At 71.8% G+C, this 19,023-nt stretch carries 18 protein-coding genes; 8 read left to right on the top strand and 10 right to left on the bottom strand.

Translation table 11 applies throughout. The features are described from left to right. Positions 1-123: 123 nt before the first annotated feature. The 5 genes from pucL to ACP6CK_RS21375 are packed head-to-tail and all read right to left on the bottom strand — an operon-like array spanning position 124 to position 5,014. The gene (gene pucL, locus ACP6CK_RS21395; RefSeq protein WP_426955335.1) at positions 124-975 is read right to left on the bottom strand and encodes a factor-independent urate hydroxylase; all 852 of its coding nucleotides are present in this window, start codon (positions 973-975) and stop codon (positions 124-126) included. A gap of 43 nt (positions 976-1,018) precedes the next feature. Next, the gene (locus tag ACP6CK_RS21390; RefSeq protein WP_426955334.1) at positions 1,019-2,608 is read right to left on the bottom strand and encodes an ABC transporter substrate-binding protein; all 1,590 of its coding nucleotides are present in this window, start codon (positions 2,606-2,608) and stop codon (positions 1,019-1,021) included. A gap of 25 nt (positions 2,609-2,633) precedes the next feature. Then, positions 2,634-3,461, bottom strand: coding sequence for a polysaccharide deacetylase family protein (locus ACP6CK_RS21385; protein ID WP_426955333.1), 828 nt, complete (start codon positions 3,459-3,461; stop codon positions 2,634-2,636). 13 nt (positions 3,462-3,474) lie between these two features. Then, positions 3,475-4,239: an SDR family NAD(P)-dependent oxidoreductase gene (locus tag ACP6CK_RS21380; protein WP_426955332.1), complete on the bottom strand. Its 765-nt coding sequence runs from the start codon at positions 4,237-4,239 to the stop codon at positions 3,475-3,477. Next, positions 4,232-5,014: an SDR family NAD(P)-dependent oxidoreductase gene (locus ACP6CK_RS21375; RefSeq protein WP_426955331.1), complete on the bottom strand. Its 783-nt coding sequence runs from the start codon at positions 5,012-5,014 to the stop codon at positions 4,232-4,234. Before ACP6CK_RS21375 ends, ACP6CK_RS21380 begins: the two co-directional genes overlap by 8 nt. 346 nt (positions 5,015-5,360) lie before the next feature. Here ACP6CK_RS21375 and ACP6CK_RS21370 point away from each other — a divergent pair, with 346 nt between their 5' ends. Beyond that, the gene (locus ACP6CK_RS21370; protein ID WP_426955330.1) at positions 5,361-6,197 is read left to right on the top strand and encodes an alpha/beta fold hydrolase; all 837 of its coding nucleotides are present in this window, start codon (positions 5,361-5,363) and stop codon (positions 6,195-6,197) included. Positions 6,198-6,292: 95 nt separating this feature from the next. Here ACP6CK_RS21370 and ACP6CK_RS21365 read toward each other — a convergent pair whose 3' ends face one another. Beyond that, the gene (locus tag ACP6CK_RS21365; RefSeq protein WP_426955329.1) at positions 6,293-6,484 is read right to left on the bottom strand and encodes a DUF1674 domain-containing protein; all 192 of its coding nucleotides are present in this window, start codon (positions 6,482-6,484) and stop codon (positions 6,293-6,295) included. Between the two features lie 41 nt (positions 6,485-6,525). On the opposite strand from ACP6CK_RS21365, the gene htpX reads away from it, so the two are divergent. Continuing rightward, positions 6,526-7,473 (top strand): zinc metalloprotease HtpX, encoded by a 948-nt coding sequence (htpX, locus tag ACP6CK_RS21360; protein ID WP_426955328.1) that lies wholly within the window; start codon positions 6,526-6,528, stop codon positions 7,471-7,473. 117 nt (positions 7,474-7,590) lie between these two features. Here htpX and ACP6CK_RS21355 read toward each other — a convergent pair whose 3' ends face one another. The 4 genes from ACP6CK_RS21355 to mdoH form a co-directional block, all read right to left on the bottom strand. After that, positions 7,591-8,295 carry a DUF6498-containing protein gene (locus tag ACP6CK_RS21355; protein ID WP_426955327.1) on the bottom strand — a complete coding sequence of 235 codons (705 nt, stop codon included), beginning with the start codon at positions 8,293-8,295 and terminating at the stop codon, positions 7,591-7,593. Positions 8,296-8,361: 66 nt separating this feature from the next. Next, positions 8,362-9,330, bottom strand: coding sequence for a LysR family transcriptional regulator (locus ACP6CK_RS21350; RefSeq protein ID WP_426955326.1), 969 nt, complete (start codon positions 9,328-9,330; stop codon positions 8,362-8,364). Next, positions 9,327-10,124 (bottom strand): amidohydrolase family protein, encoded by a 798-nt coding sequence (locus tag ACP6CK_RS21345; protein WP_426955325.1) that lies wholly within the window; start codon positions 10,122-10,124, stop codon positions 9,327-9,329. The genes ACP6CK_RS21350 and ACP6CK_RS21345 overlap by 4 nt, the downstream gene beginning before the upstream one ends. Next, entirely contained in the window at positions 10,117-11,814 is a 1,698-nt protein-coding gene (mdoH, locus tag ACP6CK_RS21340) for a glucans biosynthesis glucosyltransferase MdoH (protein WP_426955324.1), read from the bottom strand. Before mdoH ends, ACP6CK_RS21345 begins: the two co-directional genes overlap by 8 nt. Before the next feature lie 142 nt (positions 11,815-11,956). Between mdoH and ACP6CK_RS21335 the strand changes: the two genes are divergently transcribed. From ACP6CK_RS21335 to polA, 6 genes are all read left to right on the top strand, one after another. Beyond that, on the top strand, positions 11,957-12,592 hold the full coding sequence (locus tag ACP6CK_RS21335) for a DUF1345 domain-containing protein (protein WP_426955323.1): 636 nt from the start codon (positions 11,957-11,959) through the stop codon (positions 12,590-12,592). A gap of 256 nt (positions 12,593-12,848) precedes the next feature. Beyond that, complete coding sequence (locus ACP6CK_RS21330; RefSeq protein ID WP_426955322.1) at positions 12,849-14,285, top strand: LutB/LldF family L-lactate oxidation iron-sulfur protein; 1,437 nt, start codon at positions 12,849-12,851, stop codon at positions 14,283-14,285. Beyond that, a complete protein-coding gene (locus ACP6CK_RS21325; RefSeq protein WP_426955321.1) occupies positions 14,282-15,064 on the top strand; it encodes a LutC/YkgG family protein in 783 nt (260 codons plus the stop codon). The genes ACP6CK_RS21330 and ACP6CK_RS21325 overlap by 4 nt, the downstream gene beginning before the upstream one ends. A 2-nt stretch (positions 15,065-15,066) precedes the next feature. Continuing rightward, positions 15,067-15,621, top strand: a complete 555-nt coding sequence (locus tag ACP6CK_RS21320; protein WP_426955320.1) for a Smr/MutS family protein — start codon at positions 15,067-15,069, stop codon at positions 15,619-15,621. Positions 15,622-15,747: 126 nt separating this feature from the next. After that, on the top strand, positions 15,748-15,972 hold the full coding sequence (locus ACP6CK_RS21315; RefSeq protein WP_426955319.1) for a zinc-finger domain-containing protein: 225 nt from the start codon (positions 15,748-15,750) through the stop codon (positions 15,970-15,972). 190 nt (positions 15,973-16,162) lie between these two features. Further along, the gene (polA, locus tag ACP6CK_RS21310; RefSeq protein ID WP_426959962.1) at positions 16,163-18,916 is read left to right on the top strand and encodes a DNA polymerase I; all 2,754 of its coding nucleotides are present in this window, start codon (positions 16,163-16,165) and stop codon (positions 18,914-18,916) included. Positions 18,917-19,023 lie beyond the last annotated feature (107 nt).

Here is a 19,023-nt window from a genome sequence, read left to right as displayed (position 1 = left end):
TCCGGGAGGTCCCGCCCGCGACGCGGCGCCCGCTCTCTCCAGCCGGCTGCCACGACCTGCAGGCCTGCCGCAGCGGACAGCTCCACTGTGCAAGGGCACGACCTGCCAGCCGCCTGCACACCTTCAGGGAGGCGCGGCCCGCCCCACCACGCACTCGATCTGGCCGTGCGGCTCATCGGTGGGAAGGAAGACCTCGTTCTCGTTCGTCAGTCCGAAGGGCGCGAGGTTGACGAGAAGATAGTGCTTGTTCGGCGCGGCCAGGGAGACCTGCCCGATCTCGGTCACCTTCGCCAGCGCGGCCTCCGCCATGCGGTAAAGGCTGTCCTGCATGGAATGGCTGTAGGTCTCCGCGAAAACCCCGAGCATGGTCTGCAGGATGGTGGCGTTGGCGGCCTCGTAATCGGCCGGCGCGCCGGTCCAGGTCCAGCGCGCATCCAGGGCGGTGGCGGCGATCCGGTCATCGGTGGGCGGGATGGTGGTGTAGCTGTCCTGCCAGAAATTGGCCCAGCCCGAGGCAGTGGACTTCAGGAAGGTGAGGCCGGCAACGCCGGACTCGGTGTCCATGCCCGCGCGGGTGGCGGTCACCTTCGCCACGGGCCGGCCATTGCCGTCCAGCGTGAACGCGTGGGCGGCCGGAGCCCCGTTCACCACCATCCGGGTCCAGCGCGTCTCATGGGCGGTGATGCTGACCGTCCCGATCGTCTCATAGCGTTCGAGGAAGCGCCGGCAGACGGCCTGGAGAAACGGCTCGTTCGGGGTATCCGGGTGCTCCTTCGCCACGATGTTGATCAGGTTCTTCATCGTGTCGGTGGAAAGCGTCCGTGAATTATCTGCCGCGGAGAAGGAGCGGCCGAAGTCGCCCTCCAGCATGACATGGCAGTTCAGCTCCCGGACGGACTGGGTGCCGTCCGGGTGCTTGGCGATGCGCAGGGTTCGAACGCGACCCTTGCCGTGCGTGTTGGAGATGAGGGGCATCCGGTTCCTCCAGGTCTCGATCGGCGGCCGCGCGCGGGTCGCCCTATCGCGCCGGCTTCTCGATGTTCCAGATCACCGGGAAGCCGAAGTCGATCACGCCCCGCAGCTCCGACCGCCAGACCGCCGGGCTGCGGAACTGCCCGGCGATCGGGAAGGTCGCGGCCTCGAAGGCCAGCTTCTGCAATTGTCCTGCCAGCTCCCGCCGCTTCGCCGGGTCGCTCTCCGCCTCGAAGGCCTCGATGGCCGGCGTCAGCGGCGCGTCGCAATAGCCCCAGGGCTGGTTGTCCGTGCAGTTGAATCCCACCCCCATGTTGGACAGCGGGTTCGCCAGGTCGAAGCCGGTGTAGACGACCGGCACGATGTTCCACCCGCCCTGGTCCAGCGGCTGCCGCTGCACCCAGCGCTGCGCGTGCGTCGCCCAGTCCCCGGCCTGGACGTCCAGGTTGAACCCGGCCCGCCGCATCCGGTCGATCAGCACCTGGCCGAAGGGGTTCAGCAGCGGGCTGTCCACGGGGTGCAGCAGCACCACCCGCTCCCGGTTATAGCCGGCCTCCCGCAGCAGCGCCTGCGCCCGCTCCAGGCTGGGCCGCGCGATGAGGTCCGATCCCTGCGTGCTGCTATACGCCGCCCCGCACATGAACAGGGACGTGCAGTCCGGCTGCCCCAGCCCCGGTCCGAAGCCGACCGCCGTCAGGATCTCCTCCCGGTCCAGCACCTGCTGCACCGCGCGCCGCACCAGCACGTTGTTGAACGGCGGCAGGAGGTGGTTGAGGCTGGCGGCATACATCAGCTCCGCCTGCCCGCCCGCGCGGGCGATCGTCATGGCGCGGTTGCCCCGCAGCCGCGGCAGGTAGTCCACGGGCGCGTATTCCAGGTAGTCCACCTCGCCGGTCTGCAGCGCCGCGACGCGCAGGCCGGGATCGGACATGGTCGTCATCTCGACCCGGTCCACCTTCGCGATCTTGCCGCCCGCCAGCCCGTCCGCCGCCTCCTGCCGCGGGACGTAGCGCGGGTTGCGGCGGAAGGTCGCGCGCTCCCCGGGCACCCAGCCCTCCCGCTCGAAGATGAAGGGGCCGGAGCCCATGATCTCCCGCACCTGCTGCGCGGGCGGCGTGCTGTTGGCGATGCGCGCGGGCATGATGAAGGGCACGTGCACGCTCGGCTTGCCCAGCGCCTCCAGCACGCCGCCGAAGGGCCGCGACAGTTTCAGCACGAAGACGCGCTCGTCGCTGGCGGACAGGTCGGACGCCGCGGCCATCAGCCGCCGCCCGATGGAATCGCGCCCGCCCCACCGCTTGATGGAGGCGACCGCGTCCTCCGCCGTCACCTTCGTCCCGTCGTGGAACTCCAGCCCCGGCCGCAGCCGGAAGGTCCAGGTCAGCCGGTCCGGGCTGATCTCCCAGCCCTCCAGCATCTGCGGCCGGTACTCGCCCGCGCTGTCCAGCGCGACGAGCGTGTCGAAGACGAGATAGGCGAAGTTCCGCGTCACGAAGGACGGGGAGGAGATCGGGTCGAGGTTCTGCAGCCCGACATTCACCACGAAGCGCAGCGGCTGCGCCGCCTGCGCGCGCGCCCGCCCCGCCAGGATCGCCACGCCGGCGCCCGCGAGCGCCCCTCTCCGCGTCACCTGCATCGCTCTCTCCTCCGGTCCGTCTGCCTCAACGCGTTTCCTGGGCGGCCCAGGCGGCGGCGACCTCGGCGCAGGTCGCGAACCACACGCCCTCATAACCGCGGATGAACGCGATCATCTCCCGCAGCAGCGCGATCCGGCTAGGCCGGCCACTGAGCTGCGGATGCATCACCAGGTGGTAGAAGCCGCCCCAGCGATGGATCTCGCGGAACTCCTCCTGCCAGACCTCGCGGATATGGCTGTTCGTCATGATCGGCCGCGGCGTCTTCACCGAGAAGAGCATGTAGGGCGCGTCGTCCAGGCTCCAGTGATAGGGCAGCTCCACCAGCTGCCGCCCGCCATCGGGATGCGGCAGGCGATAGGGATTCACGTCCCCCATCATGGAGCTGTCATACGCGAAGCCGTGCCGGTCGAGCAGCCGCACCAACTCGTCCGTCGTTTCCCCGGCCGGGGAACGATACCCTTTGGGCACCACGCCGAGCACGCGCTTCAGCGCCTCCAATCCGCGCTCCATCTCCTCCACGTCCTTCTCCGGATGATCCGGATCGGGCCAGGCGTGGGAGTAGCTGTGATGGCCGATCTCATGCCCTTCGCGGAGAATCATCTCCGCCCGGTCGGCATGGTGCTCCACGGTCCAGCCGGGGATGAAGAAGGTCGCCTTCACCCCGGCCTCCTTCAGCGTCCGCAGGATCATGGGCACCGCGACCTTCGCGCCATAGGCCCCCTGGCTCAGCGTCCCCGGCCGCCGCGCATTGGAGGGATCGCGGGACAGCCACAGCGTCTCCGCGTCGAAGTCGAAGGTCAGCGCCACGGCCACCCGCGCCCCGCCGGGCCAGCGCACGCTCATGTCGATCATCAGGGACTCCTGCCTACCCATCCTCGCGCGGCGGATGGCGCGCCGCCAGCCACCCGCCATCCACGGCGATCACCTGCCCCGTCACGAAGGACGCCTCCTCGGACGCCAGGAAGGCGATCACCGCCGCCACCTCCTCCGGCTGCCCCGCCCGGCGCAGCGGCGTGGGCTCCAGCACCGTGCGGCGGTACCAGGGGTCCCGCAGCGCGGCCTCCGTCATCGCCGTCTCGATCACCCCGGGCGCCACCGCGTTCACGCGGATGCCGGCAGGCCCCACCTCCGCCGCCAGCGTCCGCGTGAACTGCGCCACCCCCGCCTTCGCCACCGCATACGCGATCGTGCCGGGATGCCCGGCGATCCCGAAGACCGAGGCCGTGCTGACGATGCTCCCGCCCGGCCGCGGCAGGTGCGGCAACACCGCCCGCGTCACGCGCAGCACCGCGCCGAGATTCACGTCCAGGATCCGCGACAGCAGCGCGTCATCGGACTCCGCCAGCGGCCGGGACCCGCCGATCCCCGCGTTGTTGACCAGCACGTCCACCCCGCCCAACCGCCCCAGCGCGGCCTCCGCCAGCCGCGCCCCGGCCTCCGGCGCCGCCACATCGAGCAGGAGGAACGACGCCCCGATCGCCGCCGCGGCGTCCGCCACGGCGGGATCGCGATCGGCCAGCAGCACCGTGGCACCCTCCGCCGCCAGCCGGCGCGCCGCCGCGGCGCCGATGCCCCGCGCCGCGCCCGTCACCACCGCCCGGCGTCCGGCCAGCCGCCCCGCCTCAGGCAAGCCGGCCCCCGTCGATCGGCAGCGCCGTGCCGTTGATGTAGGAGGCCTCGTCGCTCAGCAGGAACAGCACCGCGCCCGTCACCTCCGCCGGCGTGCCGAAGCGGCCGGACGGGTTGCGCGCCTTGAACATCGCCTCCACCGAGGCCGCCTCCGCCCCCAGCCCCTCGAAGACGCTCCGCAGCATCGGCGTCTCGATCTGCCCGGGGCAGACCGCATTGGCCCGGATGCCCTGCGCGGCGTGCCCGGCCGCCACGCTGCGCGTCATCAGCACCACCGCGCCCTTGCTGGCGGAATAGGCGGGGAACACCGCATTCCCCACCAGCCCGGCGCCGGAGGCCACCGTGACCACCGCGCCGCCCCCGGCCATCCGCGGCAGCGCCTCCTTCAGCGCCAGCCAGGTTCCCTTCACGTTCACCGAGAAGAGCCGGTCCCAGTCCGCCTCCGCCACCGCGGGCAGCGGAACGGTGGGGCCGAGCATCCCCGCCGCCGTCACCAGCAGCCGCACCGGCCCGAGCGCGTCCAGCGCCGCCCCCGCGCGCCCCATGTCGGCGGCCGACGACACATCGCCCGCCACCGCGACGGCATCGCATTCCGCCGCCACGTCCTGCAGCGCCACCGCGTCGCGATCCATCAGGACGAGTCGCGCACCCTCCCGCGCCAGCGCCCGCGCCACGTCGCGCCCGAGCCCCGAGGCCGCCCCGGTGACGAGCCCGACGCGCCCGGCGAAACGCGCGGGAACGCGCCCCGGCTCCGCCCCGTCTTCCGGGCCAGGCATCACCGCCCCGCCCTCGCGGCACGGCGCGGGACGACGATCCTCGCCCGGCCGCCACCATCGACTCCCGATCGGCGAAGCCGCGTCCCATCAGGATTCAAATCGGCCTCCATGCCCTGCGGCGCGTCATCCAGCCGCGCAGGATTGCCCCGAACCGCGGGGACGCCAAGCACGCGCCGGCGGAGGACGACGCGGCCATGACAGCGCCGCCCGCGCCCCCGCCTTGTCAGACCCGCGCAAACGCCGTGAAGTCGTTGCATCGCCGAGAAGCGAGGATGCGGGGAAGCGGCCGGGACTCACCACACCCGCGCAAGCCAGCACGGCCGGAACAGGACAGAGGGATTTCTTCATGCCGTTCGTCACGACATCCGATGGCGTCGACATCTTCTACAAGGACTGGGGTCCGAAGGACGCCCAGCCGATCGTCTTCCATCACGGCTGGCCGCTCTCCGCGGACGACTGGGACGCGCAGATGCTCTTCTTCCTCGCGAAGGGCTACCGCGTGATCGCGCATGACCGCCGCGGCCACGGCCGCTCCGCCCAGGTCTGGGACGGCCACACGATGGACCACTACGCCGCGGACGCCTCCGCCGTGGTGCAGCACCTCGATCTCCGGAACGCCGTCCACATCGGCCACTCCACCGGCGGCGGGGAGGTCGCCCGCTACGTCGCCAAATTCGGGGAGCCGCAGGGGCGCGTCGCCAAGGCCGTGCTCGTCAGCGCCGTGCCGCCCCTGATGGTGAAGACCGCCGCCAACCCCGGCGGCCTGCCGATCGAGGTCTTCGACGGATTCCGCAAGGCCCTCGCCGACAACCGCGCGCAGTTCTTCGTCGATGTCCCGACCGGCCCCTTCTACGGCTACAACCGCCCGGGCGCGAAGGCCGACCAGGGCGTGATCTGGAACTGGTGGCGCCAGGGCATGATGGGCAGCGCCAAGGCCCATTACGACGGCATCAAGGCCTTCTCGGAGACCGACCAGACCGAGGACCTGAAGGCCATCGGCGTCCGGACCCTCGTCCTGCACGGAGAGGACGACCAGATCGTCCCCATCGACGACAGCGCGCGGCTCTCCATCAAGCTGCTCCGCAACGCCCGGCTGAAGACCTTCCCGGGATACGGCCACGGCATGCTGACCGTGAACGCCGACGTCCTGAACGCCGAGCTCCTCGCCTTCGTGGCGGGCTGAACACGGCGGGCTGAGCGTGGGGGGCCGACCGCCCCGCGCGCTCCGGTCCGGCGGAAACGGCCCGGCCCGGTGGGCACACCGGGCCGGCGACCGCCCTAGAAGTCGCTCACCCGCCCCTTCCGCTCCCAGTCGCCGTAGCGGGTCGGCTCTGGCCCCTTCGGCCCGCCGATCTCCGGCGGCAGCGGCGGGGCGGGGGGCGCCACCGCCTCTCCCGCCGCCCCCTTCCGGGGGTCCTCCGGAGAAACCGGCGCAACCGGCGGGGTCTTGCTATCCTGTGTCTCGCTCATGCGGCCCATCTAGGGTGCCAAGGGCCAGGAGAGGAGGAGTCATGGCCGGATACGCGCGCACCGCCCTGCTGATGGCGGCCCTCACCGGGCTCTTCGTCGCCATCGGCGCCGTCATCGGCGGCCGGGAAGGGATGGTGATCGCCTTCCTCTTCGCCGCCGGCATGAACCTTTTCGCTTGGTGGAACTCCGACTCCGCCGTTCTGCGCATGCACGGCGCCCAGCCCATCGGCCCCGATGACCACCCCCGCCTGCACGCCATGGTCGCCGCCCTCGCGCAGCGCGCCGGCCTCCCCATGCCCGCCCTCTACGTCATCAACGAGGGCCAGCCGAACGCCTTCGCCACCGGCCGCTCCCCGGACCGCGCCGCCGTCGCCGTCACCGCCGGCCTGCTCGACCTGATGCCGGAAGACGAGGTCGCCGGCGTCATCGCCCACGAGCTCGCCCACATCCGCAACCGCGACACCCTCGTCATGACCGTCACCGCGACGCTGGCCGGCGCCATCGGCATGATCGCCCAGTTCGGCGGCCTCTTCGGCGGGCGGGACCGCAACTCCCCCCTCGGCCCGATCGGCTCCCTCCTGCTCCTCATCTTCGCGCCGCTCGCCGCCATGCTCGTCCAGATGGCGATCAGCCGCGCCCGCGAGTACGAGGCCGACCGCCTCGGCGCCGCGATCGCCGGCCGCCCCGAATCCCTCGCCAACGCCCTTCTCCGCCTCGAAGGCGCCCGTCACGAGATCCCCAACCACGCCGCCGAGGCCAACCCCGCCACCGCCCACATGTTCATCGTGAACCCGCTCTCCGGCCGCGGGATGGACAACCTCTTCTCCACCCACCCCAGCACCGAGAACCGCGTCGCCGCCCTCATGGAACTCGCCGGCGCGGCCCACGCCATGCCCACCGGCATCCCCTCCGGCCGCCCCGGCCCCTGGTCCACGCCCTCCGGCGGCGGCTACGCCCGCACCTCGCGCAAGCGCGGTCCCTGGGGCTGATTCCGCCCCGCGCGTGACTCCGGGGGAGAGAAGGAATTCTCTTCCCCGGACCCCCACTCATCTCTTTCTGTCAGGCTGCCGCGGAATGCCTAACCGTTCCGCGTTCCCCGCAGCCGGTCAGGCCTTCCGCGCCGCCCGCCGCGGGCGGGACCCCGCCCCGCCGGTCCGCGCGCGCTCCTCACCCTCATAGGTGAGGATGGCGACGCACACGCCCTCGATGCCCAGCTTGACCATCAGGAAGAGCAGGATCCCCAGGTTCTCGGGAAAGAAATCCAGGATCATCACGGCCAGGATCAGCGGGATCGCGCCATACAGCGGCGTGAGCATCATGCCGCCGATCATCGGCCGCGCATCCCGCTCCCCCGCCGTCCGCTGCCCCGCCAGGAACAGCGGCAGCAGGAACGCCGCCGCCGCCAGCAGTTGCGCCGGCTGGCTCCAGAACACCCAGCGCGGCGGATCCCCCAACCCCGTCACGAAAGCGAAGAGCACGAGGTGCACGATGACGTAGATGAGGCTGAACCCGATCAGCGCCGCGCGCTTCACCTTGTGCTTCGGCTCGTCCGCCGGCTGCCCGTAGGTGAACCCCTCCGCCGAGAAGTCGCGCAGCCGCGCGATCCGCACGAAGGTCAGCACCCCCGCCACGACCCGCTGCATCAGGTAGGCGAACACCACGTCCACCAGGAACCAGCCCTGGGTCAGCGCGATCCAGGCGATGACGAGATTCGCCGCCGCCAGGATCCAGAAGGACCGCTGCGGCAAAACGGCCGCCGGCATCCCGGCCAGGAAGGCCTCCATGGTCTGCATCTGTGGGGGCGTCGCCATGGCCCGACTCCTCGCCCGCCCCACCCTGCCCCGTCAAGTTTCGGGGCCCGAACCAAACGGCGCGGCTCAGTCCCCCACGGCGGCCCGGGCCGCGGAGCGCGCGGCGGCGGCCTCGCTCGTTCCGCCCCCCATCTCCCGCGCGATCGCGAGGATCAGCCGCCGCAGCCAGGCATGCCCCTGATCCGCTTCGAACCGCCGGTGGAAGATCAGCGACAGGCGCGTGTGCTCGATGACCAGCGGCACCGGCATCGTCACCAGCCCGTGCGCCGCCGAGAGCTGCCGCGCCAGCCGCGCCGAGAGCGTCATCACCATGTCCGTCCCCAGCAGGATGCCCGGCACCGCCGACAGGTGCGCCACCACCGCCCCCAGCCGGCGCGGATGCCCCGCCTCCCGCAGCGGCACGTCGATCGCCCCGCCCCGGGACCCGTTCGCCGAGTGCAGCAGATGCGGGAAGGATACGTAGCGCTCGACCGTCAGCGCCCCCTCCAGCAGGGGATGCCCCGGCCGCACCAGCACGCAGAACTCCTCCGGCAGCAGTCGCACGCGCGTGTAGAGCGCCGTCGGCTCCGGCAGCACGCCGACCGCCAGCACCGCCTCCCCGGAATCCAGCAGCGCCGAGACATTCGTCCGGTCGCCATGCCGGATCGCCAGCAACACCTTCGGCGCGTTCTGCGCCAGATGCGCCAGCAGCGCCGGCGCCAGCACCGCCTCCGCGTATTCGGAGAAGGCCAGGGTGAAGACCCGGTCGCTCGTCGCCGGATCGAAGGGCGCGGTCGCCGCGAAGGTCTCGCACAGCCGGTCCAGCATCTCGGACACCGGCTGCATCAGCGTCAGCGCCAGCTCGGTCGGCTCCACCCCGTTCGGCGCCCGCAGGAACAGCTCATCCCCCAGCGACGCCCGCAGCCGGTTCAGCGCATTGGACACCGCCGGCTGCGACAGCCCCAGCCGCGACGCCGCCCGCGTCACGTGCCGCTCCCGCGCCACCGCGTCGAAGACGCGCAGCAGGTTCAGGTCGAAGGAATTGAGGTCCTTCACGACGCGAAGCCGTACAGCCGCGCCGGATTGTCCCACAGCACCGCCGGCCGCAGCGACGCCGGCAGCGGCAGCAGCGCGCCGGCCATCAGCGCCGCCTCGTCCTGCGGCACGCCCTTCGCGTTCGGATGCGGCCAGTTCGTGCCCCACACCAACTGCCCCGGCCCTTCCGTCGCCAGCGCATGGGTCAACGGCCCGATCTCGCCGGGCGACAGCGCATAGGGCGACGACAACTTCACCCAGGCCCGCCCCGCGGCCAGCAGCCCCGCCACCACCGGCCAGGCCGCATGCCGCTGATACCCCTCCGGCGGCAGCAGCGCGTAGTGGTCCAGCACCAGCGGGCAGGGCAGCGCCCGCAGCACCCCCGCCATGCCGGCGACCATCTCCGCATTCGCGAAGACCTGCAGATGCCAACCCTGATCCGCGCAGAGCCGCCCCAGCGCCGGCACGTCCGAGGGCGCCAGCGGAATCCCCTGCACGAGATTCGCCCGCACCCCCACCACCCCCGCCGCCCGAAGCCGGCCCGCTTCCGCCGCCCCCAGGTCGGGCGGCACCACCGCCACCAGCCGCGCGAAGCCCTCCCGCCCCCTCAGCGCCTCCAGATGCAGCGCGTTGTCGAACCCGTAGGCCGAGGGCTGCACCAGCACGTGATGCGTGATCCCCACCCGCGCCCGCACCGCGTCGTAGTCGAGCAGCGTCGCATCCGGATGCGGCGTGCCTCCCGGATAGATTGGCCGGGACGCCTGATAGACGTGGTGATGACAGTCCACGATGCGGACGGGTGCGGTCTCAGACATGCGCGGCACTCTGCGCGGCCCGGCCGGTTCCCGCCAACTCCTCCGGCGTCGCCGCGATCCGCCGCCGCACCAGCCACCCCGAGACCCCCGGCGCCGCCGTCCAGACGCAGAGCGGGATCGTCAGCACCGAACCCGCCAGGAAGGGCAGCCCGCACAGCAGCGCCGCTCCGGACACCGAGGCCAGGGCCAGGACGCACCCCACCCCCACCAGCGTGTGCGGCCAGAGCAGCCGCGCGGCATCCCCCCAGGCCACCCCCCGGTCCACGCGGTTCTGCACCCCCCAGCCCGACCGCACCCCCAGCGCCAGCATTCCCAGCGAGATCGTCTTGTTGATGAGGCTCACCGGCTCGATCAGCAGGCTGAAGACGATCTCCAGCACCGCCCCTCGCAGGAAGGCGCCCCTCCCCCCATAGGTCGCGGCCATCTCCCGCTTGATCAGCACCTCCGCATACCCGCACAGCTTCGGCGCCGCGTTGCAGAGCCACGTCACGAACAGCAGCCCGGCCAACGCCCCCATCGGCGTGGACGCCCCGCCCCCCGACACCGCGTTCCCCACCGCCGCCAGGAGCATCACCACCCACAGCGGCGCGGTCAGGAACAGCAGCATCGCCTGCGCCATCTGCCACCGCCCCATCCACCGCAGCCCCGGCCGCCCGATCAGGTACCGGTACTGCATGTTCCCCGCGCCCCAGCGCCGGTCCCGCTCCAGGAACTCCGGCAGCGCCGGCGGATTCCCCTCCAGCGACCCGTCCTCCGCCGGCAGGCAGCGCACCCGCCACCCCGCCGCGTGCAGCAGCACCGCCTCCACCTGGTCGTGCGACAGGATGGCCGACCCGTCCGGCAGCACCGGCAACCGCGCGTGCTCCCGGAACGGCGCCACCCGGAACACCGCGTTGTGCCCCCAGTACGGCCCGTCATCGAGCTGCCACCACCCCTGCCCCGTGGCCCAGGCCCGCATCCCCGCCCGCATCCCGAACTGGAACAGCCGCGGAAAGGCCCGCGGCGCCGGCCGCCCGACGATCAGCTGCTGGATCAGCGCCAGCCCCGGATCGGCCTCCATCCCCCGCACCAGCCGCAGCACCGCCGCCGCCGACATCTCGGAATCCGCGTCCAGCATCACGACCAGCTCATGCCCTCCGGCATGGTTGTCGAGGAACTCCATCACGTTCCCCGCCTTGAACCCCGCCCCATCCGCACGCCGACGGTGCCGCACCGGCACCCCGCCGCCCCGCGCCGCGACGAACGCCGCCACCGCCGCATCCTCCCGCGCCGCATGCTCCGGATCGCGCGTGTCCGAGAGGAACCACAGCGTGAACCGCTCCCCCTCCCCCGCCGCCTCCAGCCCGTCCAGCAGCCGCCCCAGCGGCGGCAGCACCGCCGCCATGTCCTCGTTCCGCACGCACACCGCGATCGCCGTCCGCAGCCGCGGCCCCGTCCCCCGCACCTGCGGCACGAGGAACCCCGGCGCATCCCGCACCGCCAGCAGGATCGCCAGCCCCAGCCCCGCATTCACCACGCAGATCGCCGTCCAGGGCAGCGTCAGCAGATAGGCCGCCGCCACCACCACCTCCCACCCGGTCCACCCGCCCGACGCCAGCACGCGCCACAGCAGCGTCCCCAACCCGGCCGAGACGGCCAGGCAGAGCAGGACGAAGACGACACGACGGAGAGCAGGCGATTCAGATGGCACAGGCGGAAGAATGAGCAGAAAGCCGGGGGGAGGTATCCCCCCGGACCCCCTTCTATTTTTGTCAGGCTGCCGCGGAACGGACTTGAACGGTCCCGCACCGGCTGGGAGTTGCCCCCGCGCCCCACCGGCCGAGAATGCCGCCATGTGGCTCTCCCTCCGCCGTCGCCCGACCATCCTGGCCGCCCTCGCCATCGGCCTCCTCGTCGGCATCGGCACGGGCCTCACCCGGCTCGACGCCAGCACCGCCATCCTCCTCGGCTGGGACGCCGCGGTGGTCGCCTACCTCCTCCCCGTCCTCTGGCTCCTCTGGCCCGCCACCCCCGAATCCATGGCCCAGCGCGCCGCGGAACTCGACGAGGACAAATGGACCATCCTCGGCCTCGCCGTCGCCGCCGCCCTCGCCTCGATCATCGCCGTGGTCGTGGACCTCGCCGCCGCGAAGGGCACGCAAGGCGCCGGCCTCGCGGCCGCCCTCGCCGGCATCACCGTCGTCCTCTCCTGGATCTTCGTGCAGATCCTCTTCGCCCATCACTACGCCCACGAATTCTGGCTGGACGGAAAAGGCCAGGGCCTGGAATTCCCCGGCAACGACCGCCCCGACTTCCCGGAATTCCTCTACCTCTCCCTCACCATCGGCATGACCGCCCAGGTCTCGGACGTCACCACCTGCTCCGCCGGGATGCGCCGCCTCGTCATGGGCCACGCCGCCCTGTCCTTCCTCTTCAACGCCGTGGTGGTGGCCGCCGCCGTGAACCTCGCCGCCGCCCTCGTTGGCTGACGCCGCGCTTGATCCGTGCCGCCGCGGCGAATAGGATAATATTCATCAACGGCCGATCCGCGCCCACAGCTACACCGCCACAAGCTGGTAAGATCGTAAGAGAGTAAGGAAGTAAGGGAAGAGCTCGGGGGAAACCTCGTCGATTCAGCGATCTAAAAGCCAAGCTCCGGCCCCGTCGCCCGGTAAGGAAGTAAGACACCCACCCCCGGCCCGGCGCCCCGGTGCCAGACACCCCCGCCCGCGCTACATAGGGAAGATGGTCGCGCTCACCTCCCCCGACTTCAAGCGCCGCTCCGTCCGGGCCATCCAGGACCCGAACATCCAGCGCGCCCTCAAGAACGCCGGCCCCGGCTTCCAGGCCCGCCGCCTGAAGGCGAAGGAGGGCCTGCCGGAGTTCGAGCAACTCCGCGACATCGCCCGCGACATCAAGAACCACACCATCGCGAACCTCGATCACTACCTCGAAACCTTCGCGAACAACGTCGAGGCGAATGGCGGCCAGGTCCACTGGTGCCGCACCGCCGAGGATGCCCGCGCCGCGGTGCTGGAGATCTGCCGCAAGGCCGGCGCCCGCACCGTCACCAAGGGCAAATCCATGATCTCCGAGGAGCTGGGGATCAACGACCACCTCGAGCGCCACGGCATCACCCCGGTCGAAACCGACCTCGGCGAATACATCCTCCAGATCCGCGACGAACCGCCCTCCCACATCATCGCCCCCGCCTTCCACCTCAATCGAGAAGACTGGGAGGAATCCTTCCGCAAGACCCACACCGACCTGCCGCCCGACCGCGTCTTCCACGAACGCCGCGACATCCTGACGGAAGCCCGCACCCGCCTGCGCGAGCGCTTCCTGGCCGCCGATGTCGGCATCACCGGCGCCAACTTCCTCATCGCGGAAACGGGCAGCAGCGTCATCGTCACGAACGAGGGCAACGGCGACCTCACGCAGACCTTGCCGCGCGTCCACATCGCCCTCGCCAGCATCGAGAAGGTCGTCCCGACGCTGGAGGACTGCACGTCGCTTCTCCGCGTCCTCGCCCGCAGCGCGACGGGCCAGGACTTCTCCGTCTACACCACCTTCTCCTCCGGCGTGCGCCGCGCCGCGGACCTCGACGGGCCCGAGGAATACCACGTCATCCTCGTGGACAACGGCCGCTCCAACATGGTCGGCAGCGAGTTCCAGGACATGCTGCGCTGCATCCGCTGCGCCGCCTGCATGAACCACTGCCCCGTCTACAACGTCGCCGGCGGTCATGCTTACGGATGGGTCTATCCCGGCCCCATGGGCAGCGTGCTCACGCCCTCCCTCGTCGGCGTGGACAAGGCCGGCCACCTCCCCAACGCCAGCACCTTCTGCGGCCGCTGCGAGAGCGTCTGCCCCGTGAAGATCCCGCTGCCCAACCTCATGCGCCACTGGCGGGAGCGCGAGTTCGAGCGCCACCTGACTAGTTCGACCATCCGCAGCGGCCTCGGCGTCTGGGCCTGGTTCGCCCGCCGCCCCGGCCTCTACCGCACCGCCACGCGCCTCGGCATCGGCCTCCTCTCCCTCCTCGGCCGCGGCAGGGGCCGCTTCACCTCCCTCCCCCTCGCCAAGGGCTGGACCGGCGGCCGCGACCTCCCCGCCCCCGAGCCCGGCGGCACCTTCATGGCCCGCTACGCCAGGGCGCAGCGGAACGGGGCGGCCCGATGACCAAGGACGCCATCCTCTCCTCCATCCGCCGCGGCCTCCGCCGCGGCCCGCTGCCCGCCGACCAGCGAGCCATGCTGGATGGCCGCCTGGCCACCCATCCCCGCCACCTGATCCCTGCCCGCTCCCGCGTGCCGCGCCCGCAGCAGATCGCCCTCTTCGTGAAGAACGTGGAGAAGGAGTTCGGCACGGTGGAGCGCGTGCCCGACGCCGCCGCTGTCCCCGCAGCCATCGCCGACTACCTCGCCGCCCAGAACCTGGAGCCGCGCTTCGTCCTCGCCCCCCACCCGGAGCTGCGCGACCTCCCCTGGGACACCCGCCCCCTTCTGACCTTCGAGGCCCGCCGCGCCGAGGCCACCGACACCGTCTCCGTCCAGCACGCCTGGGCCGCCGTGGCGGAGACCGGCACGCTGATCTTTCCCTCCGACCCTACGCGCCCCACCACCCTGAACCTCCTCGCCGAGACGGAGATCGCCGTCCTCCGCGCCTCCGCCCTCGTCGGCGCCTATGAGGAGGCCTGGGACCGCCTGCGCGCCGAACGAGGCGGCAAGGAACCCTCCGGCGGCTTCATGCCGCGCAACATCATGTTCGTGACCGGCCCCTCCCGCTCCGCCGACATCGAGCAGACGCTGGAACTCGGCGCCCACGGCCCCCGCCGCCTGCACGTCATACTCGTGGAGGACGACCCCGCCGCCCAGATTCACGTCACCGACGACCCGCGCCCGGAGGCGGCGCGCACCCCCGTCGCCACCCCGGACGGCCCGCCCAGCCCCGGCATCTAGAGGTGCCCCGACGTCCCCGCCGCGTCTCGGAAGGCGAGCGCGCCCTCTGGCACGCCTATCTCTCGTTGAACGCGGTGCAGGCCCTGCCGGGGCGCGACGCGCCGCCGCCCCCGCCGCCCGCGCCCGAAACGCCCGCTCCCACGGCGGCGCCCTCCGCCGCGCCGCCCGCCCCACCGAAGCCCGTCCCCCTGCCGCCCGTCGCCGTCGGCCAGCCGGCGCCGGGGCTGGACGACCGCCGCTGGCGCGACCTCCGCCGCGGCCGCACCCGGCCGGAGCGCACCCTGGACCTGCACGGCCGCCGCGCGCAGGAGGCGCACGACGCCACCCTCGCCTTTCTCCGGGACGCCCATGCGGACGGGCTGCGCTGCGTCGCCATCGTGACAGGCAAGGGAGGGGGCAAGGGCGGCGGGGAGGGCGGCGTGCTCCGCCGCGAACTGCCGCACTGGCTGAACCTGCCATCCCTGCGACCGCTGATCCTCGGCGCCGCCCACCCGCACCAAGCCAACACCGGCGCTGTCCACCTGCTGCTGCGGCGGCGGAAGGGGCTGGTACGGTGACGGTGGAGCGGCCGGCCGGACTTCCCCGCCCCGCTGAGGTTTCGGCCTGAGATCCCGGCGCCCCCGCGCCCTGGCCGGACCCCGCCCCTGCCCCTATCTTCCGCCCGAGCACCCAGGACCCGCCCGATGCGCGACCCGAACATGACGAACTACGCCCCCAACCGCGTCCCCGGCGTCACGCCGGACGAGCGGTTCGAGGTGACCTCCCGCAACACCCCCTGCGACGGCGGCGGCGGCGCGCTTGGCCACCCCCTGATCTGGCTGCGGATCGAGGGGGAGGAGATCACCTGCCCCTACTGCTCCCGCACCTTCCACCTCGCGGCCGGCGCGGGGGAGGACAACCATCACTAGCCCGGTCAGCGCCGGTCCGGGCGCGAAGGGCGGCGTCGCCGACCCGGATCCCGATCTGGGCGGGCTCGACGCCGTCGAATCCGCCGCCGCCATCCCGGGCGACAAGGACGCGTCCGCCACCACCCGCGCCCTGCCGGAAGAGGTGCCGCCGCCCCCGCCCAGCGCCTCGGACTGGGCCGGGGACCGGCACATGATCCTGGTGGACGGCTCGGGCTACATCTTCCGCGCCTTCCACGCGCTGCCGCCGATGACCAACCCGGCCGGCGTGCCGGTGAACGCCGTCTTCGGCTTCACGCAGATGCTCGCGCAATTCCTGACGCGCCACGCCGCCAGCCACATCGCGGTCGTGTTCGACGCGCAGAAGAACAACTTCCGCAGCCAGATCTACCCCGAATACAAGGCCAACAGGCCGGAGCCGCTGCCGGAGCTCTCCGCCCAGTTCCCCCTCATCCGCGTCGCCACCGACGCGCTGAACATCCCCCGCGTCGAGAGCGAGGGCTGGGAGGCGGATGACCTCATCGCCGCCTATGCCACGGCCTATGCCGCGCAGGGCGGCCAGGTGACGATCGTCTCCTCCGACAAGGACATGATGCAGCTCGTCGAGGACGGGCGCATCCGCATGCTCGACCCGATCAAGCAGAAGCCGATCACCAGCGTCGAGGTGATGGAGAAGTTCGGCGTCCTGCCGGACAAGGTGGTGGAGGTGCAGGCGCTGGCCGGCGACTCCACGGACAACGTGCCCGGCGTCCCCGGCATCGGTCTCAAGACCGCCGCCCAGCTCATCACCGAATATGGGGATGTCGAGGGCCTGCTGGCCAACATCGACAAGATCAAGCAGCCCAAGCGCCGTCAGGCACTGGAGGAGAACGCGGAGAAGGCCCGCATCTCCCGCCAGCTCGTGCAGCTCTCCCGCGACGCGCCCCTGCCCTGCCCGGTGGAGGACCTCGCGACCCGCGCGCCGGAGCCCGGCAAGCTCGCCGCCTTTCTGAAAGAGCACGGCTTCCGCTCCATCCAGCACCGGCTGGGCCTGGATGCGGACGGCACCACCCCGGTCTCGCGCCCCGCCGGTCCCGCGCCCGCCCCCGTGGCGCTGACGCTGGCGACCGACGCCACGCCCTTCGGCCCCTACGAGACGATCACGACGGCCGACGCCCTGCGCGCCTTCGCGGATGCCGCCCGCGCCGCCGGCGTGATGGCGCTGGACACGGAGACGAACAGCCTCGACGCGCTGCGCGCCGACCTCGTCGGCGTCTGCATGGCGGTCGCGCCGGGACGCGCGGCCTACGTGCCCCTGCGGCACGAGGGCGCGGACATGCTCTCCCCCAAGCCGGAGCAGATCCCCTTCGAGGAGGCGGTCGCGATCCTGCGCCCGCTCCTGACCGATCCCACGGTGCTGAAGGTCCTGCACAACGCGAAATACGACCTGGAGGTGCTGCAACGCCCCGAGAACGGCGGGATGGACGTGACGCCGGTGGACGACACCATGCTCATGTCCTACTCGCTCGACGCCGGGCGGCACGGGCAGGGCATGGACGAGCTGTCCCGCCGTCACCTGTTGCACCAGCCCATCACCTTCGACGAGGTGACCGGCACCGGGAAGGGCCGCAAGCCCTTCGCGCAGATCGAGCTCGGCATGGCCACCGCCTACGCCGCGGAGGACGCGGACGTCACGCTGCGCCTCTGGCACATCCTCAAGCCCCGCCTGCGCACGGACAAGGCGCTGGCGCTGTATGAGCAGGTGGAGCGCCGCATGATCGCGGTGCTGCGGGACATGGAGATCGCCGGCATCAAGGTGGATGGCGGCATGCTGAAGCAGACCGGCGCCGAGTTCGCCGAGCGCATGGCCACGCTGGAGAAGGAGATCCACGAGCTCGCGGGCCGCCCCTTCTCGGTCGGCTCGCCGAAGCAGCTCGGCGACATCCTCTTCGGGGAGATGGGCCTGCGCGGCGGCCGCAAGGGCAAGACCGGCGCCTATTCCACCGACGCCGCGACGCTGGAGGAACTGGCCGCCACGACCGGCCACCCGCTGCCGCGCAAGGTGCTGGACTGGCGACAGCTCTCGAAGCTGAACTCCACCTATGTGGAGGGGCTGCAGGCGCAGATCGCCGCCGACGGTCGCGTGCACACCGACTTCTCCATGGCGATCGCCAGCACCGGCCGCCTCTCCTCCACCGAGCCGAACCTCCAGAACATCCCCATCCGCACGGAGGAGGGCGTGCGCATCCGCCGCGCCTTCATCGCGGAGCCCGGTCACCTGCTGCTGGCCGCCGACTACTCCCAGATCGAGCTGCGGCTGCTCGCCCATGTCGCCGGCGTGCCGTCGCTCGTGGAAGCCTTCGAGACGGGGCAGGACATCCACGCCCGCACCGCGTCCGACATCTTCCACATCCCGCCGGACAAGGTGGACCGGGAGGCGCGGCGGCGCGCCAAGACGATCAACTTCGGCATCATCTACGGCATGTCCGCTTTCGGCTTGGCGTCCCGCCTGGGTATCGGCGCGGCCGAGGCGCGCGGCATCATCGACGCCTACTTCGCCCAATACCCCGGCATCCGCGACGCGATGGAGCGCTTCAAGGAGGACGCGCGCACCAACGGCTACGTGCAGACGCCCTTCGGCCGGAAGCTCTGGATCCCCGAGATCGCTTCGAAGAACCAGGGGCTGCGCGGCAACGCGGAGCGCGCCGCGATCAACGCTCCCTTCCAGGGCGGCGCGGCCGAGATCATCAAGCGCGCCATGGTTCGGCTGCCCGGCGCGCTGGCGGACGCGAAGCTCTCGGCCCGCATGCTCCTGCAGGTGCACGACGAGCTGCTCTTCGAGGTGCCGGAGGACGAGGTGGAACCGACCAGCGACTTGGTTCGCCGCGTGATGGAAGGCGTCGCCACCCTGCGCGTGCCGCTGGGCGTCGAGGTCGGCACGGGGCATAGCTGGGCGGAGGCGCACTGACGGCCTCGGGGGAAGCTCTGCTTCCCCCGCCCCCCCCCTCGCCGGGGACCCTGAGGGCCCCCGGACCCCCGCATATGCCAAAACGCCCTGGGCCGAGGAGTCCCCTC

The sequence above is a fragment of the Muricoccus radiodurans genome, from assembly GCF_050154705.1.
GTDB classification, from domain to species: Bacteria; Pseudomonadota; Alphaproteobacteria; order Acetobacterales; family Acetobacteraceae; genus Roseomonas; species Roseomonas radiodurans.
The sequence above is the reverse complement of the archived record's forward strand: the minus strand, read 5'-3'. Positions and strand labels throughout refer to the sequence as shown.